This is a genomic window from Leclercia barmai, from assembly GCF_049312895.1.
Lineage (GTDB): Bacteria > Pseudomonadota > Gammaproteobacteria > Enterobacterales > Enterobacteriaceae > Enterobacter > Enterobacter barmai.
Genome location: NZ_JBMNWZ010000001.1, coordinates 994,099 through 1,020,583 on the forward strand (window position 1 = coordinate 994,099; position 26,485 = coordinate 1,020,583).

At 56.8% G+C, this 26,485-nt stretch carries 31 protein-coding genes; 12 read left to right on the forward strand and 19 right to left on the reverse strand.

Annotation, left to right across the window (positions count from 1 at the left end):
- Positions 1 to 49: 49 nt before the first annotated feature.
- Genes lolC through cobB form a run of 5 tightly spaced genes read left to right on the forward strand, consistent with a single transcriptional unit; the run spans position 50 to position 4,990 of the window.
- Positions 50 to 1,249, forward strand: coding sequence for a lipoprotein-releasing ABC transporter permease subunit LolC (lolC, locus tag ACOYA6_RS04600; RefSeq protein WP_039028951.1), 1,200 nt, complete (start codon positions 50 to 52; stop codon positions 1,247 to 1,249).
- Positions 1,242 to 1,943: a lipoprotein-releasing ABC transporter ATP-binding protein LolD gene (gene lolD / locus ACOYA6_RS04605; RefSeq protein ID WP_039028952.1), complete on the forward strand. Its 702-nt coding sequence runs from the start codon at positions 1,242 to 1,244 to the stop codon at positions 1,941 to 1,943. The genes lolC and lolD overlap by 8 nt, the downstream gene beginning before the upstream one ends.
- Positions 1,943 to 3,187, forward strand: coding sequence for a lipoprotein-releasing ABC transporter permease subunit LolE (gene lolE / locus ACOYA6_RS04610; protein WP_039028953.1), 1,245 nt, complete (start codon positions 1,943 to 1,945; stop codon positions 3,185 to 3,187). The genes lolD and lolE overlap by 1 nt, the downstream gene beginning before the upstream one ends.
- Before the next feature lie 54 nt (positions 3,188 to 3,241).
- Positions 3,242 to 4,153 (forward strand): N-acetylglucosamine kinase, encoded by a 912-nt coding sequence (gene nagK / locus ACOYA6_RS04615; protein ID WP_422654121.1) that lies wholly within the window; start codon positions 3,242 to 3,244, stop codon positions 4,151 to 4,153.
- 15 nt (positions 4,154 to 4,168) lie between these two features.
- Complete coding sequence (gene cobB, locus ACOYA6_RS04620; protein ID WP_422654122.1) at positions 4,169 to 4,990, forward strand: Sir2 family NAD+-dependent deacetylase; 822 nt, start codon at positions 4,169 to 4,171, stop codon at positions 4,988 to 4,990.
- 105 nt (positions 4,991 to 5,095) lie between these two features.
- On the opposite strand, the gene potD is transcribed toward cobB, so the two are convergent.
- Genes potD through potA form a run of 4 tightly spaced genes read right to left on the reverse strand, consistent with a single transcriptional unit; the run spans position 5,096 to position 8,904 of the window.
- Complete coding sequence (gene potD / locus ACOYA6_RS04625; protein WP_422654123.1) at positions 5,096 to 6,142, reverse strand: spermidine/putrescine ABC transporter substrate-binding protein PotD; 1,047 nt, start codon at positions 6,140 to 6,142, stop codon at positions 5,096 to 5,098.
- On the reverse strand, positions 6,139 to 6,930 hold the full coding sequence (potC, locus tag ACOYA6_RS04630; RefSeq protein WP_039028957.1) for a spermidine/putrescine ABC transporter permease PotC: 792 nt from the start codon (positions 6,928 to 6,930) through the stop codon (positions 6,139 to 6,141). Before potC ends, potD begins: the two co-directional genes overlap by 4 nt.
- Positions 6,927 to 7,784, reverse strand: a complete 858-nt coding sequence (potB, locus tag ACOYA6_RS04635; protein WP_138368693.1) for a spermidine/putrescine ABC transporter permease PotB — start codon at positions 7,782 to 7,784, stop codon at positions 6,927 to 6,929. Before potB ends, potC begins: the two co-directional genes overlap by 4 nt.
- Positions 7,768 to 8,904 (reverse strand): spermidine/putrescine ABC transporter ATP-binding protein PotA, encoded by a 1,137-nt coding sequence (gene potA, locus ACOYA6_RS04640; protein ID WP_422654124.1) that lies wholly within the window; start codon positions 8,902 to 8,904, stop codon positions 7,768 to 7,770. Before potA ends, potB begins: the two co-directional genes overlap by 17 nt.
- 248 nt (positions 8,905 to 9,152) lie before the next feature.
- Here potA and pepT point away from each other — a divergent pair, with 248 nt between their 5' ends.
- Positions 9,153 to 10,379, forward strand: coding sequence for a peptidase T (gene pepT / locus ACOYA6_RS04645; protein ID WP_422654125.1), 1,227 nt, complete (start codon positions 9,153 to 9,155; stop codon positions 10,377 to 10,379).
- A gap of 74 nt (positions 10,380 to 10,453) precedes the next feature.
- Here the strand turns inward: pepT and ACOYA6_RS04650 are convergent, their stop codons facing one another.
- From ACOYA6_RS04650 to rluE, 8 genes are all read right to left on the reverse strand, one after another.
- The gene (locus ACOYA6_RS04650; protein WP_039028962.1) at positions 10,454 to 11,575 is read right to left on the reverse strand and encodes a ribosomal protein uL16 3-hydroxylase; all 1,122 of its coding nucleotides are present in this window, start codon (positions 11,573 to 11,575) and stop codon (positions 10,454 to 10,456) included.
- An 89-nt stretch (positions 11,576 to 11,664) separates the two neighbouring features.
- On the reverse strand, positions 11,665 to 13,128 hold the full coding sequence (gene phoQ / locus ACOYA6_RS04655; protein ID WP_039028963.1) for a two-component system sensor histidine kinase PhoQ: 1,464 nt from the start codon (positions 13,126 to 13,128) through the stop codon (positions 11,665 to 11,667).
- Positions 13,129 to 13,800, reverse strand: coding sequence for a two-component system response regulator PhoP (gene phoP, locus ACOYA6_RS04660; RefSeq protein WP_039028964.1), 672 nt, complete (start codon positions 13,798 to 13,800; stop codon positions 13,129 to 13,131). It abuts the gene before it with no gap.
- A 124-nt stretch (positions 13,801 to 13,924) separates the two neighbouring features.
- The gene (gene purB, locus ACOYA6_RS04665) at positions 13,925 to 15,295 is read right to left on the reverse strand and encodes an adenylosuccinate lyase (RefSeq protein ID WP_138368695.1); all 1,371 of its coding nucleotides are present in this window, start codon (positions 15,293 to 15,295) and stop codon (positions 13,925 to 13,927) included.
- A gap of 19 nt (positions 15,296 to 15,314) precedes the next feature.
- On the reverse strand, positions 15,315 to 15,944 hold the full coding sequence (gene hflD / locus ACOYA6_RS04670; protein WP_039029007.1) for a high frequency lysogenization protein HflD: 630 nt from the start codon (positions 15,942 to 15,944) through the stop codon (positions 15,315 to 15,317).
- Positions 15,945 to 15,971: 27 nt separating this feature from the next.
- Positions 15,972 to 17,081 carry a tRNA 2-thiouridine(34) synthase MnmA gene (gene mnmA, locus ACOYA6_RS04675; RefSeq protein WP_138368696.1) on the reverse strand — a complete coding sequence of 370 codons (1,110 nt, stop codon included), beginning with the start codon at positions 17,079 to 17,081 and terminating at the stop codon, positions 15,972 to 15,974.
- Positions 17,082 to 17,122: 41 nt separating this feature from the next.
- Positions 17,123 to 17,596 (reverse strand): NUDIX hydrolase, encoded by a 474-nt coding sequence (locus ACOYA6_RS04680; RefSeq protein ID WP_039029009.1) that lies wholly within the window; start codon positions 17,594 to 17,596, stop codon positions 17,123 to 17,125.
- A complete protein-coding gene (gene rluE / locus ACOYA6_RS04685; protein WP_039029010.1) occupies positions 17,589 to 18,260 on the reverse strand; it encodes a 23S rRNA pseudouridine(2457) synthase RluE in 672 nt (223 codons plus the stop codon). Before rluE ends, ACOYA6_RS04680 begins: the two co-directional genes overlap by 8 nt.
- A 117-nt stretch (positions 18,261 to 18,377) precedes the next feature.
- Here rluE and icd point away from each other — a divergent pair, with 117 nt between their 5' ends.
- Positions 18,378 to 19,628 carry an NADP-dependent isocitrate dehydrogenase gene (gene icd, locus ACOYA6_RS04690; RefSeq protein ID WP_039029011.1) on the forward strand — a complete coding sequence of 417 codons (1,251 nt, stop codon included), beginning with the start codon at positions 18,378 to 18,380 and terminating at the stop codon, positions 19,626 to 19,628.
- A gap of 67 nt (positions 19,629 to 19,695) precedes the next feature.
- The gene (locus tag ACOYA6_RS04695; RefSeq protein ID WP_422654126.1) at positions 19,696 to 19,953 is read left to right on the forward strand and encodes a hypothetical protein; all 258 of its coding nucleotides are present in this window, start codon (positions 19,696 to 19,698) and stop codon (positions 19,951 to 19,953) included.
- 36 nt (positions 19,954 to 19,989) lie between these two features.
- Here ACOYA6_RS04695 and yncL read toward each other — a convergent pair whose 3' ends face one another.
- Entirely contained in the window at positions 19,990 to 20,184 is a 195-nt protein-coding gene (gene yncL, locus ACOYA6_RS23090) for a stress response membrane protein YncL (RefSeq protein ID WP_353620492.1), read from the reverse strand.
- 261 nt (positions 20,185 to 20,445) lie between these two features.
- On the opposite strand from yncL, the gene ACOYA6_RS04710 reads away from it, so the two are divergent.
- On the forward strand, positions 20,446 to 20,694 hold the full coding sequence (locus ACOYA6_RS04710) for a GlsB/YeaQ/YmgE family stress response membrane protein (RefSeq protein WP_032617669.1): 249 nt from the start codon (positions 20,446 to 20,448) through the stop codon (positions 20,692 to 20,694).
- A 50-nt stretch (positions 20,695 to 20,744) separates the two neighbouring features.
- Here ACOYA6_RS04710 and yoaJ read toward each other — a convergent pair whose 3' ends face one another.
- From yoaJ to ACOYA6_RS04725, 3 genes are read right to left on the reverse strand one after another with little or no spacing between them, the layout of a single operon-like run.
- Entirely contained in the window at positions 20,745 to 20,819 is a 75-nt protein-coding gene (gene yoaJ / locus ACOYA6_RS04715; protein ID WP_073885218.1) for a protein YoaJ, read from the reverse strand.
- Positions 20,820 to 20,918 carry a YoaK family small membrane protein gene (locus ACOYA6_RS04720; protein ID WP_032617670.1) on the reverse strand — a complete coding sequence of 33 codons (99 nt, stop codon included), beginning with the start codon at positions 20,916 to 20,918 and terminating at the stop codon, positions 20,820 to 20,822.
- Positions 20,919 to 20,962: 44 nt separating this feature from the next.
- Positions 20,963 to 21,991, reverse strand: coding sequence for a sensor domain-containing diguanylate cyclase (locus ACOYA6_RS04725; protein ID WP_422654127.1), 1,029 nt, complete (start codon positions 21,989 to 21,991; stop codon positions 20,963 to 20,965).
- A gap of 353 nt (positions 21,992 to 22,344) precedes the next feature.
- Here ACOYA6_RS04725 and ACOYA6_RS04730 point away from each other — a divergent pair, with 353 nt between their 5' ends.
- Positions 22,345 to 22,650, forward strand: coding sequence for a hypothetical protein (locus tag ACOYA6_RS04730; protein WP_422654128.1), 306 nt, complete (start codon positions 22,345 to 22,347; stop codon positions 22,648 to 22,650).
- Between the two features lies 1 nt (position 22,651).
- Here ACOYA6_RS04730 and ACOYA6_RS04735 read toward each other — a convergent pair whose 3' ends face one another.
- Complete coding sequence (locus ACOYA6_RS04735; protein ID WP_422654129.1) at positions 22,652 to 22,996, reverse strand: DUF488 domain-containing protein; 345 nt, start codon at positions 22,994 to 22,996, stop codon at positions 22,652 to 22,654.
- Between the two features lie 100 nt (positions 22,997 to 23,096).
- Here ACOYA6_RS04735 and ACOYA6_RS04740 point away from each other — a divergent pair, with 100 nt between their 5' ends.
- On the forward strand, positions 23,097 to 23,807 hold the full coding sequence (locus tag ACOYA6_RS04740) for a CTP synthase C-terminal region-related (seleno)protein (RefSeq protein WP_422654130.1): 711 nt from the start codon (positions 23,097 to 23,099) through the stop codon (positions 23,805 to 23,807).
- A gap of 7 nt (positions 23,808 to 23,814) precedes the next feature.
- On the opposite strand, the gene ACOYA6_RS04745 is transcribed toward ACOYA6_RS04740, so the two are convergent.
- On the reverse strand, positions 23,815 to 25,002 hold the full coding sequence (locus ACOYA6_RS04745) for a CynX/NimT family MFS transporter (protein ID WP_422654131.1): 1,188 nt from the start codon (positions 25,000 to 25,002) through the stop codon (positions 23,815 to 23,817).
- Positions 25,003 to 25,101: 99 nt separating this feature from the next.
- Here ACOYA6_RS04745 and ACOYA6_RS04750 point away from each other — a divergent pair, with 99 nt between their 5' ends.
- Positions 25,102 to 25,890, forward strand: a complete 789-nt coding sequence (locus tag ACOYA6_RS04750) for an AraC family transcriptional regulator (protein WP_138368751.1) — start codon at positions 25,102 to 25,104, stop codon at positions 25,888 to 25,890.
- On the opposite strand, the gene ACOYA6_RS04755 is transcribed toward ACOYA6_RS04750, so the two are convergent.
- Complete coding sequence (locus tag ACOYA6_RS04755; protein ID WP_039029019.1) at positions 25,874 to 26,320, reverse strand: DUF441 domain-containing protein; 447 nt, start codon at positions 26,318 to 26,320, stop codon at positions 25,874 to 25,876. The genes ACOYA6_RS04750 and ACOYA6_RS04755 overlap by 17 nt on opposite strands.
- Positions 26,321 to 26,485 lie beyond the last annotated feature (165 nt).

A 26,485-nucleotide genomic window follows, 5' to 3' on the forward strand; every position in this document is an offset into this window, starting at 1 on the left:
GATTCGCTTATATACTCGTGGGTCTGCTATCAGCAAACAGACGGATTTCATGTACCAACCTGTCGCACTATTCATAGGCCTGCGTTATATGCGTGGGCGCGCCGCGGACCGCTTCGGTCGCTTTGTCTCCTGGCTTTCAACCATTGGCATTACGCTTGGCGTGATGGCGCTGGTGACGGTTCTCTCCGTCATGAACGGCTTTGAGCGCGAGCTGCAAAATAATATTCTGGGGCTGATGCCGCAGGCCATCCTCTCATCCAGCAACGGGTCGGTTAATCCGCAGCAGCTGCCCGAAAGCGCCGTGAAGCTGCAGGGCGTCAGCCGCGTGGCACCGATCACCTCCGGTGACGTGGTGCTGCAAAGCGCCCGCAGCGTGGCGGTGGGTGTGATGCTGGGCATCGACCCGGCGCAAAAAGATCCCCTGACGCCATACCTGGTTAACGTCAAACAGACCGATCTGGCTCCCGGCCAGTACAACGTCATCCTCGGCGAACAGCTTGCCGGACAGCTGGGCGTCAATCGGGGCGACCAGCTGCGGGTGATGGTGCCGTCTGCCAGCCAGTTCACCCCGATGGGACGTCTGCCGAGCCAGCGCCTGTTTAACGTGATCGGCACCTTCGCCGCCAACAGCGAAGTGGACGGCTACCAGATGCTGGTGAATATCCAGGACGCGTCGCGTCTGATGCGCTATCCGCTCGGTAATATCACCGGCTGGCGTCTGTGGCTCAATGAGCCGCTGAAGGTGGATGTCTTAAGCCAGCAAACGCTGCCGGAAGGGACAAAATGGCAGGACTGGCGCGAACGCAAGGGCGAGCTGTTCCAGGCCGTGCGGATGGAAAAAAACATGATGGGCCTGCTGCTGAGCCTGATTGTGGCGGTCGCCGCGTTTAACATTATTACCTCCCTTGGCCTGATGGTGATGGAGAAACAGGGCGAGGTGGCGATCCTGCAAACCCAGGGGCTGACGCCGCGGCAGATCATGGCGGTCTTTATGGTGCAGGGCGCCAGCGCCGGGATTGTCGGAGCGCTGCTGGGCGCCGTGCTCGGTACGCTGCTTGCCAGCCAGCTGAATAATTTAATGCCGATTATCGGCGCGCTGCTCGACGGCGCGGCGCTGCCGGTGGCCATTGAGCCGCTGCAGGTGGTGGGCATTGCGCTGGCTGCGATGGCCATTGCCTTACTCTCCACGCTTTATCCTTCATGGCGCGCTGCCGCCACTCAACCCGCTGAGGCTTTACGTTATGAATAAGATCCTGTTGCAATGCGACAACCTGTGCAAACGCTATCAGGAAGGCACGGTGCAGACGGATGTCCTGCACAATGTCAGTTTCAGCGTAGGCGTTGGGGAGATGATGGCGATCGTCGGCACCTCCGGCTCCGGCAAAAGTACTCTGCTGCACCTGCTCGGCGGGCTGGATACGCCAACCTCTGGCGACGTAGTCTTCTCCGGCACCCCGCTGAGTACGATGTCATCGAGCGCCAAAGCCGACCTGCGTAACCGCGAGCTGGGCTTTATCTACCAGTTCCACCACCTGCTGCCTGATTTTACGGCGCTGGAAAACGTGGCGATGCCGCTGCTGATCGGCAAAAAGAAACCGGCTGAAATCAACGCCCGCGCCAGCGATATGCTGAAGGCGGTCGGGCTGGGCCATCGCGGCAACCACCGTCCTTCGGAACTCTCCGGCGGCGAGCGCCAGCGCGTGGCAATTGCCCGTGCGCTGGTGAACAACCCGCGCCTGGTGCTGGCAGATGAACCGACCGGTAACCTGGACGCCCGCAACGCCGACAGCATTTTCCAGCTCCTCGGCGAGCTGAATGCCTCCCAGGGCACCGCGTTTCTGGTGGTGACCCACGATCTGCAGCTGGCGAAACGCATGTCCCGCCAGCTGGAGATGCGTGACGGGCATCTGAATACCGAGCTGACCCTGATGGGGGCAGATTGATGGCTTCACCGTTATCGTTACTTATTGGTCTGCGTTTCAGCCGGGGCCGCCGTCGCAGCGGCATGGTGTCGCTGATCTCTGTTATCTCCACCATCGGTATCGCGCTGGGCGTGGCGGTGTTGATCGTTGGCCTCAGCGCCATGAACGGTTTCGAGCGTGAGCTGAACAACCGCATACTGGCGGTGGTGCCGCACGGTGAAATCGAGCCGGTTAACCAGCCGTGGAATAACTGGAACGACGCCCTTAACAAGGTGGAAAAAGTGCCGGGCATTGCCGCGGCTGCGCCGTACATCAACTTCACCGGGCTGGTGGAGAGCGGCGCAAACCTGCGCGCCATTCAGGTGAAAGGAGTCAACCCGCGCCAGGAAGAGAAGCTCAGCGCGCTGCCGCAGTTTATCCAGAAAGAGGCCTGGGCGAACTTTAAGGCTGGCGATCAGCAGATCATTATCGGCAAGGGCGTCGCCGACGCGCTGAAGGTGAAGCAGGGCGACTGGGTGTCGATCATGATCCCAAACGCCAGCGCCGATCATAAGCTGCAGCAGCCGAAGCGCGTGCGTCTGCACGTCACCGGCATTCTGCAGCTGAGCGGCCAGCTGGATCACAGCTTCGCCATGGTGCCGCTGGAAGATGCCCGTCAGTATCTGGATATGGGCAGCAGCGTCACCGGCATCGCCATCAAGGTGAACGACGTCTTTAACGCCAACAAACTGGTGCGCGACGCCGGAGAAGTGACCGACAGCTACGTCTACATCAAGAGCTGGATCGGCACCTACGGCTATATGTACCGCGATATCCAGATGATCCGCGCCATCATGTACCTGGCGATGGTGCTGGTGATTGGTGTGGCCTGCTTTAACATCGTCTCTACGCTGGTGATGGCGGTGAAAGACAAGAGCGGCGACATTGCGGTCCTGCGTACTCTTGGAGCAAAAGACGGTCTTATTCGTGCCATCTTCGTCTGGTATGGTCTGCTGGCGGGGCTGCTGGGCAGCCTGTGCGGCGTGGTCATCGGCGTGGTGGTTTCCCTGCAGCTGACGCCGATTATCAACGGTATTGAGGCTCTGATCGGCCATCAGTTCCTGTCGGGCGATATTTATTTTATTGACTTCCTGCCGTCTGAATTGCACTGGCTGGACGTTTTTTATGTGCTGGTAACGGCACTTTTACTGAGTCTGCTGGCAAGCTGGTATCCGGCGCGTCGCGCTAGCCGAATTGATCCGGCGAGGGTATTAAGTGGCCAGTAATTACGTCATGATTTAGTGGTCGCGAGGCCGCTGAATCAGAAAGAGGAATGCACTATGTATTACGGATTTGATATTGGCGGCACCAAAATCGCGCTGGGCGTATTTGATACCAACCTGAAGCTGCAGTGGGAAACCCGTGTTCCCACGCCGCGCGAAAGCTACGATGAATTTTTAACCGCCATTGCCGCGCTGGTGGCCCAGGCCGATGAGCTCTTCGGCGTGAAGGGCACTGTCGGGATTGGCATTCCCGGGATGCCGGAAACCGACGACGGTACGCTGTATGCCGCCAACGTCCCTGCTGCCAGCGGCAAGCCGCTGCGCGCCGACCTGACACGTCTTCTTGAGCGCGACGTGCGCCTCGACAATGACGCCAACTGTTTTGCCCTCTCCGAAGCCTGGGACGATGAGTTCCAGCAGTATCCGCTGGTGATGGGTCTGATCCTCGGGACCGGCGTTGGCGGGGGGATTGTGGTCGACGGCAAACCGGTGACCGGGCGCAGCTATATCACCGGCGAGTTTGGCCATATTCGTCTCCCGGTGGACGCGCTGGAGGTGGTCGGGCGCGATTTCCCGTTAACCCGCTGCGGCTGCGGCCAGCACGGCTGCATCGAAAATTACCTCTCCGGCCGTGGATTTGCATGGCTTTATGAACACTTCTATCATCAAAAACGTGAGGCACCAGAAATCATTGCGCTGTGGGAGCAGGGCGATGAACAGGCCGTTGCACACGTCGAGCGCTATCTCGATCTGCTGGCGGTCTGTCTGGGTAACATCCTGACCATTGTCGATCCAGACCTGCTGGTGATCGGCGGAGGATTGTCGAACTTTACGGCTATCGCCGAGCGATTGTCCGGCCGGTTGCCGCGTCATCTGTTGCCGGTTGCCCGCGTCCCGCGCATTGAGCGCGCGCGACATGGCGATGCCGGGGGAATGCGCGGCGCCGCGTTCCTCCATCTCACCCGTTAGCCATACGAGGTTTTTATGCTGTCGCGTCGGTCACTTCGACTCAGCCGTTTTCGCAAAAACAAACGCCGCTTGCGTGAGCGCTTACGCCAGCGAATCTTCTTCCAGGATGGGGCACTGCCAGAACTGATGGAAAAACCAAGAGTGTTGGTCCTGACCGGGGCGGGGATCTCCGCCGAGTCGGGCATTCGAACGTTTCGCGCGACCGACGGGTTGTGGGAAGAGCATCGGGTTGAAGACGTGGCGACGCCGGAAGGTTTTGCCCGCGATCCTGAGCTGGTGCAGGCGTTCTACAACGCCCGCCGCCGTCAGCTTCAGTCGCCGGAGATCGCCCCTAACGCGGCGCATCTGGCGCTGGCGAAGCTGGAAGAGGCGCTGGGCGACCGCTTTCTGCTGGTGACGCAGAACATCGATAACCTGCATGAACGCGCGGGCAACCGCAACGTGATTCATATGCACGGTGAACTGCTGAAGGTGCGTTGTTCCAGCAGCGGGCAGGTCTTTAACTGGACCGGCGACGTGACCAGCGATGACAAATGCCACTGCTGCCAGTTCCCCTCTACGCTGCGCCCACACGTGGTCTGGTTTGGCGAAATGCCGCTGGGGATGGACGATATCTACAGCGCGCTGGCGATGGCGGACGTGTTTATCGCCATCGGCACCTCCGGGCATGTCTATCCGGCAGCAGGATTTGTTCACGAAGCGAAACTGCACGGGGCGCACACGGTGGAGTTAAACCTTGAGCCGAGCCAGGTGGGCAGCGAATTTGAAGAGAAAACCTACGGACTGGCAAGCGTTGTGGTGCCGGAATTCGTGGATAAATTATTGAAGGGATTGTAGGCATATTTCCCCTCACCCCGGCCCTCTCCCCATAGGGGAGAGGGTGTAAAGTTCCCTCTCCCCTATGGGGAGAGGGTTAGGGTGAGGGGCCCAGACCGCACGAAATTAACGTCCCGCCTTTAACTTCTGATAATACTCTTCATACAGGCGGCTCGCGTCGCCGACATCGTTCTGCCACTCGCCTTTGCTGATGGTTTGCGCATCCGGATAGAGCGACTTGTCATTTGCCACCTCCGGGCTCAGCAGCTTGCGGGCGGCGAGGTTTGGCGTCGGGTAACCAATAGTCTCTGCCACCTGTTTTGCCACATCCGGACGCAGCAGGAAGTTAATCAGCTTCAGCGCCCCGTCCACGTTTTTGGCATTGGCCGGAATAGAGAGGCTGTCCATCCAGAAGATCCCACCTTCGGCAGGCCACACCACTTCAAGCGGCGTACCGGCCTGGCGCGCTACGTACGCTGAACCGTTCCACACCATCCCCACGTTCACTTCCCCTTCCATGTACGGGTTAGCCGGGTTATCGGAGTTGAAGGCGGCGACGTTAGGCATCAGTTTTTGCAGCTCGTGATAGGCTGCTTCAATCTCTTTCGGATCGGTGGTGTTACCGGAGTAACCCAGCTTACGCAGGGCAATCTGGAACACTTCGCGGGCGTCGTCGGTCAGCAGCAGCCCGCCCTTATACTCCGGTTTCCACAGGTCGGCCCAGCTCGTTACCGATTTCGGATCCATCGCCTCGCTGTTGATCCCGATAGCCGTCGCACCCCAGATGTACGGAATGGAGTAGTCGTTATTCGGGTCAAACGGCTTGTTGAGCATCTCCGGATCGAGGTTTGAAAAATTGGTCAGCTTCGTTTTGTCGATCTTCTGGATCATGCCCTCTTTGCGCATCTTGTCGACAAAATAGGTCGACGGGACCACCAGATCGTAGGCGCCCTCTTTATAGGTTTTGAGCTTGGCGTACATGGTTTCATTCGACTCGTAGGTCGAGTAAATCACCTTGATGCCGGTCTCTTTGGTGAACTGCTCCAGCAGGCCTGGCGGCACATACTCGGTCCAGTTATAGAAATAGATCGTTTTACTGTCGTCCGCGTGCGCAGCGCTTATACCCATTACCAGAGCGCCTGCCGCGAGCAGGTGGCGTGACCATTTTTTCATTTTAACGTCCCCTGAGATTTTGTTTTATCACGAGCAATAAGCTGGCTGGCGATCACCAGAACCAGCGATAACATCAACAGAATGGTCGCCAGCGCATTCACCTCCGGTGAGACGCCGACTTTCACCATTGAATAGATCTTCAACGGCAGAATTTCATAGCTCGGCCCGGTGACAAACGACGAAACCACCACGTCATCCATCGACAGAGTAAAGCTGAGCAGCCATCCCGCCGCCACGGCGGGCATCGCCAGCGGCAGGATTATTTTGCGCAGGATGGTCATCTCGCTGGCACCGAGATCCTTTGCCGCCTCCAGCATCCGCACGTCAAAGCCTTTCAGACGGGAGTAAACCGTCACCACCACAAACGGCAGGCAGAAGGTGATGTGCGAGAAGAGCAGGGACCAGAAGCCCAACTGCACTCCCAGCAGCATAAACAGCACCAGCAGCGAAATGGCCATCACGATGTCCGGAGACATCATCACCACGAACAGCATGCCGCTGACGAAGGGCTTGCCGCGAAAACGGTAGCGGTAGAGCGCCACCGCGGTCAGCGAGCCAATCAGGGTGGCAAGAGTGGCCGAGAAGATCGCCATCGTCAGGGAGTGTTGCGCCGCCTGCAGCAGGCTGTCGTTATTCATCAGCAGGCTGTACCACTGGGTGGTGAAACCCTGCCAGTTGATGCCAAAGCGCGAGCTGTTGAACGAGTTCACGATCAGAATAATGATCGGAATGTAGAGATACGCATATATGGCGGTCATAAAACCGCCCCGGAGCAGTCGACCGATCATTCAAGATCACCTTTACTGTTAAGCAGGCGAGACGCACGCCAGTAGATCAGCAGCATCAGGCCCATTACCAGAGTCAGGGTGATGCTGGTGGCCGAGCCGAACGGCCAGTCGCGAATATTCAGGAACTGGCTCTTGATGACGTTACCGATCAGCAGGTTTTTGGCGCCGCCCATCAGGTCGGAGACGTAGAACAGACCCATCGCCGGCAGCATCACCAGCAGGCAGCCGGCAATGATCCCCGGCATGGTCAGCGGAACGATGATGCGGATAAAGGTCTGCATTTTGCTGGCACCCAGATCCCTTGCCGCTTCCAGTAAGGGTTTATCCAGCTTCTCAATGCTGGAGTAGAGCGGCATCACCATAAACGGCAGCAGGATATAGACCAGCCCGACGATCACCGCGCTGGGGGTGAACATGATGCGGATCGGGGTATCAATCACCCCCAGCCACAGCAGGAACTCGTTCAGGTAGCCTTTGGTGCTGAGAAAGATCTTCAGGCCGTAAATGCGGATCAGCGAGTTGGTCCAGAACGGCACAATCAGCAGGAACAGCAGCAGCGGGCGCACCTTCGTCGGCAGCTTCGCCAGGAACCAGGCGAAGGGATAGCCGAGTATCAGGCATGCCAGGGTGGCAATCAGCGCCATGTTGAGCGAATGCAGCAGCACCTGGAAATAGAGCGGATCGAGCAGGCGCGCGTAGTTATCCAGCGTAAAGACCAGCGAGACGAAATGCGCGTCGTCACGGGTCAGGAAGCTGGTGGCGATGATCATCAGGTTGGGTAAAAAGACAAACAACACAAGCCAACCGACGATAGTGGCGATCACCACATTCTGGAATTTACTTGTGTTCTTCATCAGCCAGCACAACCTCCCAGCTCTCTACCCAGTTAATGACCATTTTTTGATTGAGCGAGTGGTCGAAATCAGGATCGTCTTCGTTAAAGAATTCGCTGACCATCACCATCTTGCCGTTTTCCAGCTCAACGACCGACTCCAGCGTCATCCCTTTGTAGTTGCGCTCGCGAATATAGCCGATTAACCCTTCAACTTCGGTTTCGTCGTGGATCTCATCAACGCGCAGATCTTCCGGACGCAGCAGGACGTTCAGCTGCTGTCCCGGCTCTACGGCAAAGTTAACGAAGATATTGCAGGCGCGGCCTTCGACGTTAGCCAGCACGCGCTGGTCGTCGAGACGTTCAATAACGGTAGCACTGAAGATGTTGATTTCGCCAATAAAGCTGGCAACAAACAGGTTTTTTGGCTCTTCGTAGATCTCGCGCGGGGTGCCGTCCTGCTCGATCTTGCCGTCGCGCATCACCACGATGCGATCGGACATGGTCAGGGCCTCTTCCTGATCGTGGGTGACAAAGACAAAGGTGATCCCGAGCTTACGCTGCAGTGCTTTTAATTCGTTCTGCATCTGCTTGCGCAGCTTGTAGTCCAGCGCGGAGAGGGACTCATCCAGCAGCAGCAGGCGCGGCTTATTGACCACGGCGCGGGCGATGGCGACACGCTGTTGCTGACCGCCTGAAAGCTGGTGCGGTTTACGCTGGGCAAACTCCTCCAGCTGCACCATGCGCAGGGCATCGGTAACGCGTGGGGTGATTTCACTGGCGGGGGTTTTTTGCATCCGCAGACCAAAGGCGACGTTTTCGAAAACCGTCATGTGCGGAAAAAGCGCGTAACTTTGAAAGACGGTATTAACGTGGCGGTGTTCAGCAGGAACCTGAGTAATGTCCTGATTTTCCAGATGGATATGACCGCGGTCGACGTTTTCCAGCCCGGCGATAAGGCGAAGCACTGTCGTTTTACCACAGCCCGATGGGCCAAGTAGCGTAAGAAATTCGCCGTTGTTGATGGTTAAATCGAGGCCGGAAATGACGGTTTTTCCATCAAAGCTCTTACGAATTCCGGCCAGTTGCACCAACGGTGACAGTGAAGCTGGTTGTGTATTCAATTTTTGATTCAGTCCCATATCGACGCTGCAAATACTTATCGCAGCGGGGTTTGTGGTTAACCACCTTGGTGAAACGTAATGAGGGCGGACATTCTACGGGAAACCTCTGCAATCGCCAATCCTTGTTACCCATTGATAAGCTACATTTATTAGCAAACGGCGAGATAAACGGAAATATTCTCGTTTACGGGATAATAGTGACCTGACGCAATATTTGGGTTTTGATGCTTATTGATAATGTTGTCACAAAAAGTGAGGGTGACTGCATGGATAAATTACTTGAGCGTTTTTTACAGTACGTATCGCTGGATACCCAATCTAAGCCGGGTGTCCGCCAGGTGCCGAGCACCGAAGGCCAGTGGAAACTGTTACAGCTGTTAAAAAACCAGCTGGAGGAGATGGGCCTCATCAACGTGACCTTAAGCGAAAAGGGGACGGTGATGGGCACGCTACCTGCGAATGTCAGCGGTGATATTCCTGCCATCGGCTTTATTTCCCATGTCGATACCTCACCGGATTTTAGCGGTAAAAACGTCAATCCGCAGATTGTTGAGAATTATCGGGGCGGTGATATCGCCCTCGGTATCGGCGATGAAGTGCTGTCGCCGGTGATGTTCCCGGTGTTACACCAGCTGCTCGGCCAGACCCTGATCACCACCGACGGCAAAACGCTGCTGGGTGCCGATGATAAGGCGGGCGTGGCCGAGATCATGACCGCGCTGGCGGTACTGAAAAATAATAACGTCCCGCACGGCGATATCCGCGTCGCCTTCACCCCCGATGAAGAGGTGGGGAAAGGGGCGAAGCATTTTGACGTTGCGGCGTTTGATGCCCGCTGGGCCTATACCGTCGACGGCGGCGGAGTGGGCGAACTGGAGTTTGAAAACTTCAATGCCGCTTCGGTGAATATCCGCATCGTTGGCAATAACGTTCACCCGGGTACCGCAAAAGGGGTGATGGTCAACGCGCTGTCGCTGGCGGCCCGCATTCATGCCGAAGTCCCGACGGAGGAAAGCCCGGAAAAAACCGACGGCTATGAAGGCTTCTACCATCTCACCAGCATCAAAGGAACGGTAGATCGCGCGGACATGCACTACATCATCCGCGATTTCAATCGCGAAGGGTTTGAAGCGCGTAAACGCAAGATGATGGACATTGCCAAAAAGGTGGGTAAAGGGCTGCACCCGGACTGCTACATTGAGCTGGTCATTGAAGACAGCTACTACAATATGCACGAAAAGGTGATCGAGCATCCCTATATCCTCGAGGTGGCGCAGCAGGCGATGCGCGACTGCGACGTCGAACCCCAGCTCAAACCGATCCGCGGTGGCACCGATGGCGCCCAGCTTTCCTTTATGGGACTGCCGTGCCCGAACCTCTTTACCGGCGGCTATAACTACCACGGCAAGCATGAGTTTGTGACGCTCGAGGGAATGGAGAAAGCCGTGCAGGTGATTGTGCGCATTGCCGAGTTAACGGCGAAGCAGCAGTAGAGAATTGCCCGGTTCACCGGGCCCATTCGTAGGCCGGGTAAGGCGTAGCCGCCACCCGGCAACGTAAAAACCACTCAGTCCTCGAAGAACCAGTACCCGCTGTTGACCAGCGCCGCCAGCATCGCGAGGAACGACGGATCTTCAAGTGCATCACCGAAATGCTCGGCGGTCAGCACCATATGGCTGGCAAGGGCTTCCAGCGCCGGACGGTGCGGGGAATCCAGCTGTTCGCCGTTGACGAAAACATCTTCGCCAATGCGCAACACGCGTAATCCACCCAGACGCGCCAGCTTGTCGCCCTGCTGCAGCGCATCGTAAATTTCATCCGGCTGATACGGCGGCTCCGGCAGGGAGACGTCCAGCTCGTGGCGGGACTGGCTGATAAACTCCCCGAACCACTGGTTGAAATGCTCAGGCTTGTTGATCATATCCAGCATCATCCCGCGCAGCTGATCCAGCTCCTGGGGCAGAATATCCGCCGGATGTTCCCGGGAAGGCACCGCCGGATCGCTGAAACGATGGCTGCCCAGCTCGCGTTGCAGAACGTAATCGGCAAACCCGCTGATCATCTCCCGGCCGCTTGGCGCACGGAAGCCCACCGAATAGTTCATCGAGTTCTCAAGAGAGTAACCTTCGTGCGGGAAGCCCGGTGGAATATAGAGGATATCGCCCGGCTCCATCTCTTCGTCGATGATGCCGACAAAGGGATCGACCTGCAGCAGGTCAGGGTGCGGACAGTGCTGTTTCATCGGCACCTTCTCACCCACGCGCCAGCGGCGGCGGCCGGTACCCTGAATAATGAACACATCGTACTGATCCAGATGCGGGCCAACGCCGCCGCCGGGCACGGAGAAGGAGATCATCAGATCGTCCATGCGCCAGTCGGGCAGGGCGCGGAACGGCAGCATCAGGGCTGCGGCGGGCTGATGCCAGTGGTTAACCGCCTGCACCAGTAGGGACCAGTTGCTCTCGCCCAGATGGTCATAGCTTTCAAACGGACCGTGGCTGACCTGCCATTTCCCGTCCTGATGGCTGACGAGACGGCTGTCGACTTCGCTCTCCATGGCCAGGCCGGCCAGTTCGTCAGGAGAGATGGGATCGACGAAGTTGGCGATGCCGCGTTTCAGAACAACCGGACGCTTTTGCCAGTAACGTTCGATAAAGTCGGGCCAGTTAAGGGCTAATTGATAATCCATATTTATATTCCGCAGGCTTTTACTTGCTCGGATTATAACGGAAGCACGGCAGCCTGCGTGTGAGAATCACGCTTTTTTCACCCGGATGCTCAACTATCGTCGCTGGTCAGGTGTTGGCGGCCAAAAATTGCCTCCATTCGGGCACCGCCCAGCAGACTGTCGCTGGTCTCGATCCTGCCGTCGTACTGCTCCACAATGTCGCGGGCGACCGACAAACCAACACCCTGGCCGGGACGCAACGTATCGGCGCGCTGGCCGCGATCGAAGACCTGATCGCGTTTACCCTGCGGGATCCCGGGGCCATCATCCTCAACAATAATGTGCAGCTGATCCTCTCCCTGCCGGGCAGAGACTTCGACAAACTCCAGGCAGTATTTACAGGCGTTATCGAGCAGGTTGCCCATCACTTCCATAAAGTCGTTTTTCTCGCCCACAAAGCTGATTTCCGGCGAGATATCGAGGGTAATGTTCACCCCCTTGCGCTGATATACCTTGTTCAGGGCCGAGGTCAGGCTGTCGAGCAGCGGGGCAACAGGGTGCAGCTCCCGGCTCAGGAGGGTACTGCCGGTTCGCATACTGGCGCGGTGCAGGTAGTACCCGATCTGCTGGGAGATACGGCTGATCTGCTCCAGCATTACCGGCTCCGCTTCATCGGCGCTCAGTCTGGCGCTGCGCAGGGATCGCATGGTGCTCTGCATCACCGCCAGCGGCGTTTTCAGGCTGTGGGTCAGATCGGTGAGGGTGGTGCGGTACTTATCGTAACGTTCGCGCTCGCTTTTCAGCAGACGGTTCAGGTTACGCACCAGGCTGGTGAGTTCCCGGGTGGTATTCGGATTGAGCTTCTCCCGGTGATGCTCTTCCAGCTCGCGCACCTCTTTCGCCAGCGACTCGATGGGCCGCAGGCTCCACCAGGCGGCCAGCCAGAGCAGGGGGATCACCAGCAGCAGGTTGGCGGCCAGCACGTACACGAACCAGTTCCACACCATATAAGAGCGTTTTAGCTCTACCGGAATGGTGTCGATGACCACAATCGTCAGCTGGGGCATCGCGATCGTGGCGGGGTAGATGTTTACCGCTACCGAGTGGGTCAGCTCGCTGTCGTCGTCGTCCTCGCGGATCTCGGCCAGCTCCTGCTGCATATTGTGATTGTCACCCACCAGCACGCTGGTGGCATCGACATTCGCTTCCAGCTCATGAAAACCGTTGGTGCGTAACCACTCCGGGCGGATGCTTTTTATCAGCCAGGGGACGTCGCGCTGGGCCCACAGCAGTTTGCCTTTTTCATCGTAAATCAGAGACATGGTCGGGCTCTGGCGATCCAGATGGTCCGGCATATCAATGCTGATTTTATTGTCTTCCCATCGAGCAAGGGTATAGAACAGATTGCTCTCCCCGCGCAGCAGGCGAAAGGTGGTTTTGTCGAAGCTGACGCTGTAGCCCACCAGCGCCACCATCCCGTAGGCCAGCGAGAGCACCAGCACCACTACCGCTGTCGCCAGCAGAAAACGAAACCGCAGCGACAGAGGCAGAAAGTGACGAAAGAGATTTTTCATTTAGCGTAATTCGAAAAGATAGCCCTGGCCGCGCACGGTGGTGATGACATCCTCCGGGTACTGCGCCTGAATTTTCTTGCGCAGACGCCCCATCAGCACGTCGATGGTGTGGCTTTCGCGCAGCTCTGCGTCAGGGTAGAGCTGGAGCATCAGGGAATCTTTGCTCACCACCTTGCCGCTGTTGCGGATTAGCGTCTCCATAATGGTGTACTCAAAGGCCGTCAGCTTAATGACCTCGTCATTAATCGCCAGCTCGCGGCGGGAGAGATCGACCTGAAACGGCGGGATGGAGATCACCTGCGAGGCCAGACCGCTGTTGCGGCGCATCAAGGCCTGCATGCGGGCGGCGACCTCTTCGATATGGAAAGGTTTAGTGACGTAATCGTCGGCACCGGCGCTGAGCACTTCAACCTTATCCTGCCAGCCTTCGCGGGCAGTTAAGACCAGTACCGGCAAAGAGACATCGTGGCTGCGCCAGCGGCGGATCAGCGACAGGCCATCTTCATCAGGCAGACCCAGGTCAACGATGGCGATATCGGGAAGGTGTTCATTGAGATAGTAATCGGCTTCTTTTGCATCTTCGGCATCATCCACCTGATGTCCCATTTCCTGAAGCTGAACTTTCAGGTGATGGCGTAGCAACGCATTATCCTCAACAACCAGAACGCGCATCATCGCTTCTCCCTAATATGAATGGTCAGAGTAGTTTAACGCTGATTATGTTGCGGCGGGGATAAACATTTCGTAAACCGAAGGGGAGGAACCCTCTTTCCGGGCGGAAAGAGGGTTAAAAGCGTTATTTCAGCTCATCAACCATCGCAATCGCGCGACCGATGTAGTTTGCCGGGGTCATCGCTTTCAGACGGGTTTTCTCTTCTTCTGGCAGGGCCAGACCGTCGATAAACTGCTTCATGCCTTCGGCGTCAACGCGCTTGCCGCGGGTCAGCTCTTTCAGTTTTTCGTACGGCTTCTCGATGCCATAGCGGCGCATCACGGTCTGGATTGGCTCCGCCAGCACTTCCCAGTTGTGATCCAGTTCGTCCAGCAGACGCTCGCGGTTCACTTCCAGCTTGCTCACGCCTTTCAGGGTGGATTGATAGGCGATCAGCGCGTAGCCAATGCCCACGCCCAGGTTACGCAGTACGGTGGAGTCGGTCAGGTCACGCTGCCAGCGGGAAACTGGCAGTTTGCTGGCCATGTGCTGCAGCAGCGCGTTCGCCAGACCCAGGTTGCCTTCGGAGTTTTCGAAGTCGATTGGGTTAACCTTGTGCGGCATGGTGGACGAACCGATTTCACCGGCGATGGTCTTCTGCTTGAAGTGGTTCAGGGCGATGTAACCCCACACATCGCGGTCGAAGTCGATCAGGATGGTGTTGAAACGCGCGATGCAGTCGAACAGTTCGGCGATGTAGTCGTGCGGCTCAATCTGCGTGGTGTACGGGTTCCACTGGATACCCAGAGAGGTCACAAACTCTTCGCTGAACTGGTGCCAGTCCACTTCCGGATAGGCGGCGATGTGCGCGTTGTAGTTACCCACAGCGCCGTTGATTTTACCGAGGATCTCCACCTGCTCCAGCTGGCGGTACTGACGCTCCATACGGTAGGCGACGTTGGCCATCTCTTTACCGATGGTGGATGGGGTCGCTGGCTGACCGTGGGTACGGGAAAGCAGCGGGATATCGCGATACTCGACCGCCAGCGCTTTGACCGCGTCGATGATTTTGCGCCAGTACGGCAGCACCACTTCTTCACGCGCGGTAGAGAGCATCAGCGCGTGGGAGAGGTTGTTGATATCTTCTGAGGTGCAGGCGAAGTGAATGAATTCAGACACCGCGTGCAGCGCCGGGACGCTGGCGACTTTCTCTTTCAGGAAATATTCAACGGCTTTTACGTCGTGGTTGGTGGTGCGCTCAATGGTTTTGATGCGCGCGGCATCTTCTTCATTGAATTCTGCGACGATTTTATCGAGGTAATCGTTTGCCTGGCTGTCAAAAGCAGGAACTTCCTTGATTGCTGCCTGCGCGGCCAGCTTTTGCAGCCAGCGTACTTCAACCTGTACACGGAATTTCAGCAGACCATATTCGCTGAAGATCCCGCGCAGCGCGCTGACTTTATCGCCGTAGCGTCCATCGACAGGGGAAACGGCGGTCAGTGAGGATAATTCCATAGTTCGCAACTCCGGGAGGTTAACAATGAGCAAGAATTTGTTTTGCCTGAGTCGTCAGGCGATTACGATAAAACATTAACTGCAGGCGGCCACCGCCGACCTGATGCCACAGCACAGCGGCACGAATACCTGCCAGCAGGGAGGCGCGCACTTTGGCCTGCACCTGTGGGCTTTGCAGCACGGCAGGGGAGCCGGTGACCTGGATACGTGGCCCCAGTGGACTGATGACATCCACATAAATGCCCGCCATGGCGCTGAGTAACGTATCGGATTGCAGCTCGAAATGGTCGAGCTGGCGCTGCAGGCCGCTAATGCGGTCACCGAGGGTGTCCATCGCCCCTTTGGCGGCATGCAGCTTGCGCTCGAGCACCATCATGCTGAGGGTATAACGCGTCAGTTCAGCGTTCAGCCCTTGACGGCTGCTGGCATTTAATACACCGAGCAAGGTTTCCAGACCGAGGCGAAGATTCGCTTCGCTACCACCAAACACGCCGAGGGTTGAACTGGGGTTCAGATCCACAACGCTGTTGAGCGAAACGTGCAGCGCGTCAGCATCGCAGTGACCCTGATGCGCCAGCTGTTGCACCAGACGGGCTGACTGGCAAATTCCCGCCAGCGCCAGGGTGATGTCATAAAAGTTCTTCGCCACACTTGCTCCTTTCTGTGTGTTATCGCATTAAACCGCGGTCAGCGGCAGGCGTTGTTCGATGATGCCGCCGCCAAGGCAGATCTCGCCGCTGTAAAAGACGGCAGACTGACCCGGGGTCACGGCGGCAACCGGCTCGTCGAAACGCACTTCAATGCGTTCGTCGTCCAGCGCGGTCACGGTGCAGGGAATATCGGTCTGGCGGTAGCGGGTTTTCACCGTGCAGCGCAGCGTGCCTTTCAGCGGCTCGCGGTCGACCCAGTGCAGCTGTTGGGCAATCAGGCCGACGGACATCAGACGCGGATGGTCATGACCCTGCGCCACAATCAGAATATTGTTTTCGACGTCTTTATCGACGACGTACCACGGATCTTCGCTACCCTCTTTGATACCGCCGATACCCAGGCCCTTACGCTGGCCGAGGGTGTGATACATCAGACCCTGGTGCTCGCCGATGGTATCGCCATCCACGCTGATGATTTTACCCGGCTGGGCAGGGAGGTAGCGGCCAAGGAATTCACGGAATTTGCGCTCACCGATAAAGCAGATACCGGTGGAGTCTTTTTTCTTCGCGGTGATCAGATCCAGCTCTTCGGCGATTTTACGCACTTCCGGTTTTTCCAGCTCGCCCACCGGGAACAGGCTTTGGGCAATCTGTTCGTGGCCGAGGGTATAGAGGAAGTAGCTCTGATCTTTGTTGCCGTCGAGACCGCGCAGCAGCTGGCTTTTGCCGTCGACATCGGCGCGGCGCACGTAGTGGCCGGTGGCGATGTAGTCAGCACCCAGATCTTCAGCGGCGAACTCGAGGAAGGCTTTAAATTTGATCTCTTTGTTGCACAGAATATCCGGGTTCGGCGTGCGGCCGGCTTTGTACTCTTCCAGGAAATGCTCGAAGACGTTATCCCAGTACTCTGCGGCAAAGTTGACGGTGTGCAGTTCAATGCCAAGCTTGTCGCAGACCGCCTGGGCATCAGCCAGATCCGCAGCAGCCGTACAGTATTCCTCGCCATCGTCCTCTTCCCAGTTCTTCATGAACAGGCCTTCAACCTTATAGCCCTGTTGCAGCAACAGCCAGGCAGAGACGGAAGAATCGACGCCGCCGGACATGCCGACGATCACTTTTTTTTGGCTTTCAGACATTGGAATACTCACGACATTGAACTTCAAGGCGGCGTATTCTATCACGCGCCCCCGGCATTGACACCCTCTGTAAACGGCCAGTTAAATTCCCCGATGGTCTCCAGCGGCAGACGCTGGCCGGAGAGGTAGCTGCGAATACTCTCCGCAACTAGCGGCGAGCGCAGATTTGTCGCGTTGAGAATGGTGTCGGCATCCACCCACAGGCAGCGGTCGATGTCGCTGTCATGGGGCTCAGTGGCGCACGTTTCGCTAAGCTCGATGGCGAACAGAAAACGGATAAACGGCGTTTTGTCCGGGGCAATCCACTGATGCAAACGGATGAAATGCTGGGGCTTAGCCTGAATGCCGGTCTCTTCCCACAGCTCGCGCTCAGCTGCCTGAACCAGCGTCTCGTCGGCTTCAAGATGGCCCGCAGGCTGGTTCCACAGCGCCTTGCCATTGATGGTTTCTTCCACCACTAAAAATTTGCCCTGGGCGTGCACAATGGTCGCCACCGTGACGTGCGGTTTAAACATGAGGCTCTCCTTGTTGAGTTACGTCCCGCCAGTCACCGTTGGCGAGGCTATCCAGCGTATAACTGCCCATGGCGTAGCGGATAAGGCGCAATGTCGGATGGCCGACATGGGCCGTCATGCGACGCACCTGGCGGTTACGGCCTTCATAAAGGGTCACTTTGATCCACGAAACGGGAATGGATTTACGCTCGCGGATCGGTGGGTTGCGCGGCCAGAGCCACTCTGGTTCATTGACCAGCTCAATACCTGCGGGCAGGGTAGGACCGTCGTTGAGCGTCACCCCGTGACGCAACGCCGCCAGCGCTGCTTCGTCCGGCACGCCTTCAACCTGCACATAGTAGATTTTGCCGGTGCGCTTACCGGGCTGGGTCAGCCTGGCCTGCAGTTCACCATCATTGGTGAGCACCATCAGCCCTTCGCTGTCGCGATCGAGCCGGCCTGCGGCATAGACTCCCTGGACAGGGATGTAGTCTTTCAAGGTGCTGCGTCCGGCTTCGTCGGTAAACTGCGGCAGGACATCGTAAGGTTTATTGAACAAAATAACGCGTGTCGGCGCGCTTTGCTTGCGCGGTCTGGACGCTTGTCGTTTGCTGAATCGTTCAACCCGGTGATTTCTAAAAGAAGTTTTCTGCATGGTATTTTCAGACGTTATCAATTGCCGCATTATAGCCTAATAACGAATGCCTTTCATGGCGCCAGACATTCAGGTACTATCGATGGGCTCATTACAAATTATTAACATAAGATCAGTAACAACCAGAAGCGCTCGAAGGAGAGGTTAATGGAAAGCAAAGTAGTTGTTCCGGCGGAAGGTAAAAAGATCACCCTGCAAGACGGTAAGCTGAACGTCCCACACAATCCGATTATCCCGTTCATCGAAGGTGACGGTATCGGTGTTGACGTAACCCCAGCGATGCTGAAAGTGGTGGATGCCGCTGTTGAGAAAGCCTATAAAGGCGAGCGTAAAATTTCCTGGATGGAAATTTACACCGGTGAAAAATCTACCCACGTTTACGGCCAGGACGTCTGGCTGCCAACTGAAACTCTTGACCTGATCCGTGACTACCGCGTTGCCATCAAAGGCCCGCTGACTACGCCAGTCGGTGGCGGTATTCGCTCCCTGAACGTTGCTCTGCGTCAGGAACTCGACCTGTACGTCTGTCTGCGCCCGGTACGTTACTACCAGGGTACGCCTAGCCCGGTTAAACACCCTGAACTGACCGACATGGTTATCTTCCGTGAGAACTCCGAAGATATCTATGCAGGTATCGAGTGGAAAGCGGACTCCGCAGAAGCAGAGAAAGTGATCAAGTTCCTGCGCGAAGAGATGGGCGTGAAGAAAATTCGCTTCCCTGAACATTGCGGTATCGGCATCAAGCCGTGCTCCGAAGAAGGCACCAAGCGCCTGGTTCGTGCAGCGATCGAATACGCAATCACCAACGACCGTGACTCTGTGACCATCGTTCACAAAGGCAACATCATGAAGTTCACCGAAGGCTCGTTCAAAGACTGGGGTTACCAGCTGGCGGCGGAAGAGTTCGGTGGTGAACTGATCGACGGCGGCCCATGGCAGAAGATCAAGAACCCGAACACCGGCAAAGAGATCATCATTAAAGATGTGATCGCCGATGCGTTCCTGCAGCAGATCCTGCTGCGTCCGGCTGAGTACGACGTTATTGCCTGTATGAACCTGAACGGTGACTACATCTCTGACGCCCTGGCGGCGCAGGTTGGCGGTATCGGTATCGCACCAGGCGCGAATATCGGCGACGAGTGCGCGCTGTTCGAAGCGACCCACGGTACTGCACCTAAGTACGCGGGCCAGGACAAAGTGAACCCAGGTTCTATCATCCTGTCCGCAGAAATGATGCTCCGTCACATGGAGTGGTTCGAAGCCGCAGACCTGATCGTTAAAGGTATGGAAGGCGCGATCAACAACAAGACCGTGACCTATGACTTCGAACGTCTGATGGAAGGCGCTAAGCTGCTGAAATGTTCAGAGTTTGGTGACGCGATCATCGAAAACATGTAATCCGGTATCGGGTTAAACAAGAACGGGAGCCGATGGGCTCCCGTTTTTTTTGGGATACGGAGGAGGGATGATGCTTGATGACACTGAACTGCGCCGCATCGCTGCAGGCGATCTTTCCAAAATAACCGCAGCAGAGCTTGCCACAGAACTGCTCTCACTGCGCCAGGAAAATACCCGCCTGAAACAGCTTCTCGCGACGGAAGTAAAGCTCCCTTACGTCAGCGCAAGCCCGGTATGCGATATCGAGGCAGGGTACGCGGCAGGCGTCACGGACAGCAAAGAGGCGATACGTCGGGCAGGGTTCTTCATCGAAGGGGATAATTAAAAGATGAAACCCGGCGGGATGCCGGGTCTGCTCACATTAAAACCAGTTAAATTTGTCAGAGAGTATCAGTAACAACGAACTGGCACAAACAAGGTTAATACAAATCACGAATCTGCTGGAAACATTCATGTTATCAATACCATTAAGGCTGTTCTGGGATTGTGTTAATAAGCGTAATAGCAAAATCCAGAACGTCAAATGGCAGAATGAAGGACAAAAAAAAGCCCACATAAAGTGGGCAAGAAATACTGGAAGCAATGTGAGCAATGTCGTACTGAATACCTGAGTATTTTGCTCAACTATTCAGTGTTGAGAAAGATAATGTTTCTCATTAACGATTGCAACCCCAATTTTTGTGCGGAACACAGGTTTGCCGACTAATTCTTAATTTTTTCGCGTGATGGTAATCACAAACTTGCATTTCTGAATCCTGTGCTAAGCTTTCTGTGTACTTGATTTGACGACAAAAACCATACAGAGAGGAAAGCAGTTATGGGAATCATATCCTGGATTATCTTTGGGCTTATCGCGGGTATTCTGGCTAAGTGGATCATGCCGGGCAAAGATGGCGGTGGATTCATCGTTACGGTCATTCTGGGGATCATCGGTGCCGTGGTCGGCGGCTGGATCAGTACCCTCTTCGGTTTCGGCAGGGTCGATGGCTTTAACTTCGGCAGCTTTATGGTCGCGGTAATTGGTGCGCTGGTTGTACTGTTCATTTACCGTAAGGTGAGAAGCTAACCCGACATTGCAAAAAAAAGACCGCCAAGTGGGCGGTCTTTTTACGCGATTTACCACCAGCCTAGCTGGCTACCGGCAACGGCCACAATGGCGACAATCAGCATAATAATCGTCGTTTTTCTCATTTATCCCCCGGGCGCAGCGTAGCCGCCGACAAAAAACCACGTTAAAAAAATCACCGCCGTAATAAAGATTACGATCGGGAACAGAATACCAAGCCGCATGCTATCACCTGTCCTGAAATGCGAAACCCGTTGAGTGTACGGGGTTAATCGATATTGAGAAAGGGCGTTTTCATTTTCCCTTTTTTATCGCTGTACATGGCCGCATCGGCTGCCCGCAGGGCGCTGTCGGCATCCAGTTGGGCCGGATCCACCTCAATCACGCCAATACTTGCGCCCGGATAAACGATATGCACATCCCCGAGCCAGTATTCACCGGCAATCTGCGCGCTCAGCTGCGTTTTCATTACCTTTAACGGGATCTGCTCCCCGGTGTCGCGGTCCTGACTCAGACAGGCCACCAGGAATTCATCCCCGCCCAGCCTGCCGACGATATCATCGTCGTCGCGTCCGTCGTTCAGCCGTTTACCCACCTCAACCAGAAAGCGGTCGCCCGCCTCGTGACCAAAGCGATCGTTGATGAGCTTAAAATCATCCAGATCGATGTACGCGATGATGGCGTTACGGTTCAGATGGCGCGCCAGCGAAAAGAGAGTGGTGAGATTGTCAAAGATGGCGCGGCGGTTAGGCAGCCCGGTAAGGGCATCGGTATAGGAGTACGCAATCAGGGCGGCGTTCGCTTCACGCAGCTGATTCACCAGCGACTCTTTCTCAATGTACTGGGCGATGAGTCCGGCGAAGAGCTTTAAGACATGCTCACCGCGTTCGCTCAACTCCTGTTTGCGGGTGCTGGTGGCGCACAGGGTGCCGTAGAGCGAACCATCGGTCAGATGAATGGGGATGCTCATGTAGGTAGTGATACCCAGCGCTTTTGCGGCGTCGCAGTCGGCAAAACGTTCGGGAACGCTATCGCTGTAGAAGCAGTCGGAATCGATCGCCCGTTTACACAGCGTCTCGTCCCAGGGAACGCTTAGCCCTTCCGGAATGTGCATCTGCTTGCTGTTTCTGGCGTAGAGAATGTGCTGCAGACGGGCGTTGATATCAATTTTGGTGAGGTAGGTGGACTCCATATCCGTCACCACCTCCAGCATTTCGAGCAGCTGACGCACCAGGCTTTCAAGTGATTGCTCAGTGCTGAGCGTTTCTGAAACACGGGCAAGAATAATATCCGACATGACGCTGCTCAACTCCCCTACAGATGACCTCTGTACCTGACTGTTTTGCTGAAAGATTCGACGGCGGATAGTAAAACATGAATTGAAAACATTTCATATATTCAGGCGAGGAACGACAAATTCTGGCAGGGAAAAAAGCCCCGGCGCAGGGCCGGGGAAAGTAACATCTTGATTACGGAATGATGTTCTCTGGTCAAGGCGAGAACAACCTCACTATAGCGATGAAACATGTCGGCATAATGAAGAAATCATGGAGAAAAATTCACCTGTTCACCCTGGTGACAGAGCCTTTTGGCTGAGATAAAATCCGCACTAAGAAAATTCTTATATACAATATTCAGACACGAGGAAGCATGTTTCAGTTAAATCCGGGCAGCCTGGCGATGATTATTGGTGCCCGCACGCCAGCAGGGCGTCGCAATATTGGCAAATCCGTTGAGCTGTTCAGCCTTTGCCATCCGGGAGAGCGTTTTTTGAACCCGGTTAACGGCGTGATGACAGAGCTGCCGCCATCTGCACAGCGCCCCCTGTGGCTGGTGACCGGGGATGTCTGGTCGGTGGATAATCAACACGGCTTTGCGTTTGTGCGCCCGGAATACCTGATGCCGCTCACGCCTGAAGAGGCGCCGGAGACCCTCGACGCCCTGATGCTGGAGTGACTTACAGCTCGCGCAGCCAGGCGGCTAACACCCGCGCGTGATTCTGCTGCGGATCTTTTGCGCCGTAGAGCAGCGTTACGGTCTGCTTGTCCGCCAGGCGGGCAATGCGCCGTCCCTCATCCTCATGTAATGCCAGCTCCTGACGATAGGCTTCGCTGAAGCTGGCAAAGTCGATCGTCTCGCTGTGAAATGCCTTGCGCAGTTCATTTGACGGCGCCAGCGTCTTACACCACTCATCACACGCCAGCGCCTCTTTTTTCATACCCCGCGGCCAGAGCCGATCCACCAGGATCCGGTAACCATCCCCCTGGCTGGCCTGGTCATAAAGACGTTTGCAATGAACCATTCTCTTGCCCCTCAATTTAAGGTGTTGTGATAACAACGAAAGATCGGTAGTCTGACGCGCCTTATGTTATCTGATATTTATCTGGCATAAGGATCACTCTATGGAACTCTCTCCGGTAAAAGATACCCTCCGAATTGCACTGGTCGGCGACTACAATCATGACGTGCTGGCTCACCAGGCGATCCCTCTGGCCATTGACGATGCCGCTGCGGTGCTGGACATTACCGCCGACTACGACTGGCTGGCGACCACCGAATTAACCAGCCCGGAAGACCTGGTCGGCTACGACGCACTCTGGCTGGTTCCTGCAAGTCCGTATAAAAACACCGAAGCCGCGTTCATTGCCGCGCGCTATGCCCGTGAAAACAGCGTGCCGTTTCTGGGCACCTGCGGTGGATTCCAGCATGCGCTCATAGAATATGCGCGTAACGTGCTGGGCTGGGAAGATGCCGCTCATGCGGAAACCGATACCGAAGGCCGGATGGTGATTGCCCCGCTGACCTGCTCGCTGGTGGAGGTCGCCGATACCATCGAACTGCGCGCCAACACCCTGATCGCTAAAGCCTATGGTCAGGAAGAGATCGAGGAGGGCTATCACTGCAACTACGGCGTTTCGCCTGAGTTCGCGCAGGAACTGGAGAAAGGCGATATGCGCGTCACCGGCTGGGACGCGCAGGGCGAGATCCGCGCCGTTGAGCTGGTAACGCATCCGTTCTTCGTGGCGACGCTGTTCCAGCACGAGCGCGCCGCCCTTGCCGGGCGTCCTGCGCCGCTGGTGCGGGCTCTGCTTCGCGCGGCGCAAAATTACTGAAGACAACTTAGCCCGGTGTGATCTCCCGGTCACGCCCGGCAAGCATACCGCACACCGCCATGATGACTGACACCAGCGCGCAGGCAAGCAGTGGGATCCGCCAGTCGCCGTTGACATCATGGATTTTACCCATTAACGGTGGACCACAGGCGGCAAGCAGATAACCGACCGACTGCGCCATCCCGGAAAGCGCCGCCGCCTGATGAGCCGAGCTGGCACGCAGGCCGATAAAGGTCAGGCCGAGGATCATGGTGGCACCGGAGCCAAAGCCAAATATTAGCGTCCACATCACCGCCATATCCGGCATAAACCACAGCCCGGCCGCGCTCACCGCGCACATCATTGCCGCCAGCCCGGCGACACCGCGCTGATCCTTCAGGCGAAGCAGAATTAACGGCACCACAATTCCCGGCGCGGCGGTCGCCAGCTGTAACAGCCCGTGCAGGGAGCCCGCCTCGGTTTCGCTGTAGCCATGACTCTGCAGGATCGCCGGAAGCCAGCCGATAATCACATAGTAAATCAGCGAGTTGATCCCCAGAAACAGCGTCACCTGCCAGGCGAGCGCAGAGCGCCAGATCCCCCGGTTTTGCAGCGCGCGGGCGCCGCTCAGGGAGCCGGCGGGGCGCTGACGCCACTGCGGCAGCCACAGCAACAGCGCCAGCAAAGGAAACGCCATCAGCATCAACAGCGCCCCGTGCCAGCCCGCGCCGCTCAGGGCGACGGGCACCACCAGCGCCGAGCCCAACGCGGCGGCGGCCCCCATGGTCAGAGAGTACGCCCCGGTCAGTTTTGCCACCTGGCCGGGAAAATCGCGCTTGATAAGCCCTGGCAGCAGCACGTTGCCCAGCGCAATGCCGCAGCCAATGACGGCGGTGCCGCCAAACAGCAGCGCTGCTGAGGGCAACGAACGCAGGGCGATCCCGGCAATAATCAGCAGCAGGGCGATAAACAGGCTGCGCTCCATCCCGATACGCCGGGCGAGCCCGGCCGCCAGCGGGGAGATCAGGGCAAAGGCCAGCAGGGGCAGGGTGGTGAGCAGCCCGGTCTGGGCGGTGGTCAGGGCGTAATCGGCGCGAATAGCGTCCAGCAGCGGCGCGGCCCCGGTAAAGGTCACCCGCAGCGAGGTGGCAATCAGCAAAATTCCGGCAATCAACAGCGCTCGCTGTTTGCCGGTGGCAGAAAGGGCAAGGGTCATGAGTTTCTCTTACGTCGAAATGAGCCTACAGGATACGCATTTTCACGCTGGCTGAAATCAGGCTAAAATGACAGATTATCGCTAATATCGGACAAGATTATGATTGGCCTCGGCCTTGAGGGATACGATCCCGACAGCCAGCACGACCCGGCGGTGGCGTTTCATGTGCGCGTGGTGGCAGACGAGCAGCGCATCCCGCGCCACCAGCACCGCAAAGGACAGCTCATTCTGGCCCTGCACGGCGCAATCACCTGCGAAGTGGAAAATGCCATGTGGATGGTGCCGCCGCAGTTTGCCGTCTGGATCCCCGGCCAGCTACCGCACAGTAACAAGGCGACACCCAGCGCCCGACTCTGCTTTTTATTTATCGAACCCGACGCCGTGTCGCTGCCGGATCGCTGCTGCACGCTAAAAATTTCCCCCCTGGTGCGGGAGCTGATCCTCACCCTGGCCGAGCGCAGCCCGGACGTGCAGGAGCCGGCGACCCGGCGGCTGGTGGAGGTGCTGTTTGATGAACTGCCCCGCCAGCCCCAGGAGCAGCTGCAGCTCCCGGTATCCACGCACCCCAAAATTCGCCTGATGAGCGACACCATGGCGCAATCCCCTGCCGAATGGCAGACGCTGCACCAGTGGGCGCGCCATTTTGCGATGAGCGAGCGCAACCTCGCCCGGCTGGTGGTCAGCGAAACCGGGCTCAGTTTTCGCCGCTGGCGGCATCAGCTTCAGCTGATTGTCGCCCTGCAGGGGCTGATTAGCGGGCAGTCGGTGCAGCAGGTGGCGCATCATCTGGGTTATGACTCCACCACGGCGTTTATCACCATGTTCAAAAAGGGGCTGGGCCAGACCCCGGCCCGGTATATCGCCAGCCTCGCTACGACTTTCCGATAAACAGCGACACCAGTCCGGCGGCAATAAGCGGCCCGACCGGGACGCCGCGAAACAGCGCCACGCCCAGTACCGTACCTACCAGCAGTCCGGCCACCAGCGTAGGCTGGGAGCTCATCAGCGTGACGCCGCGCCCGCCGAGCCAGGAGACAAATACCCCTACGGCAATGGCGATAAGCGATTTCCAGTTCATAAAGGCGTGGATCAGCGTCGAGGCCGGTAAGGTACCGCTGGCAATGGGTGCCATCACGCCGATGGTGAGGATGATAATCCCGATGGTCAGCCCCTGTTTTTCAATCCACGGGAAAAAGGTGTTAAGCGGCGTCACCCGGACAATGATCAGCACCAGAATCGAGATCGCCACCGTGGTGTTATGGCTGACGAAGCCCAGCGCGGCCAGAGCCAGAAGAATGAGCAGGGTAGGGTCAAACATGTTGTATTCCTTGCCAAAAATAAAAAAGTAAGCCTGCTTACTTTACGCCCTCGCACGCCTGTAAAAAGGGTTATGTGAAAAAAAAGTATTGATTTGGGCGATTGCCTGAAAGGGGCCGGGCAACGCGGCGGGAACCCGTTTCGTTGACGATAAGCCCTTTCTACT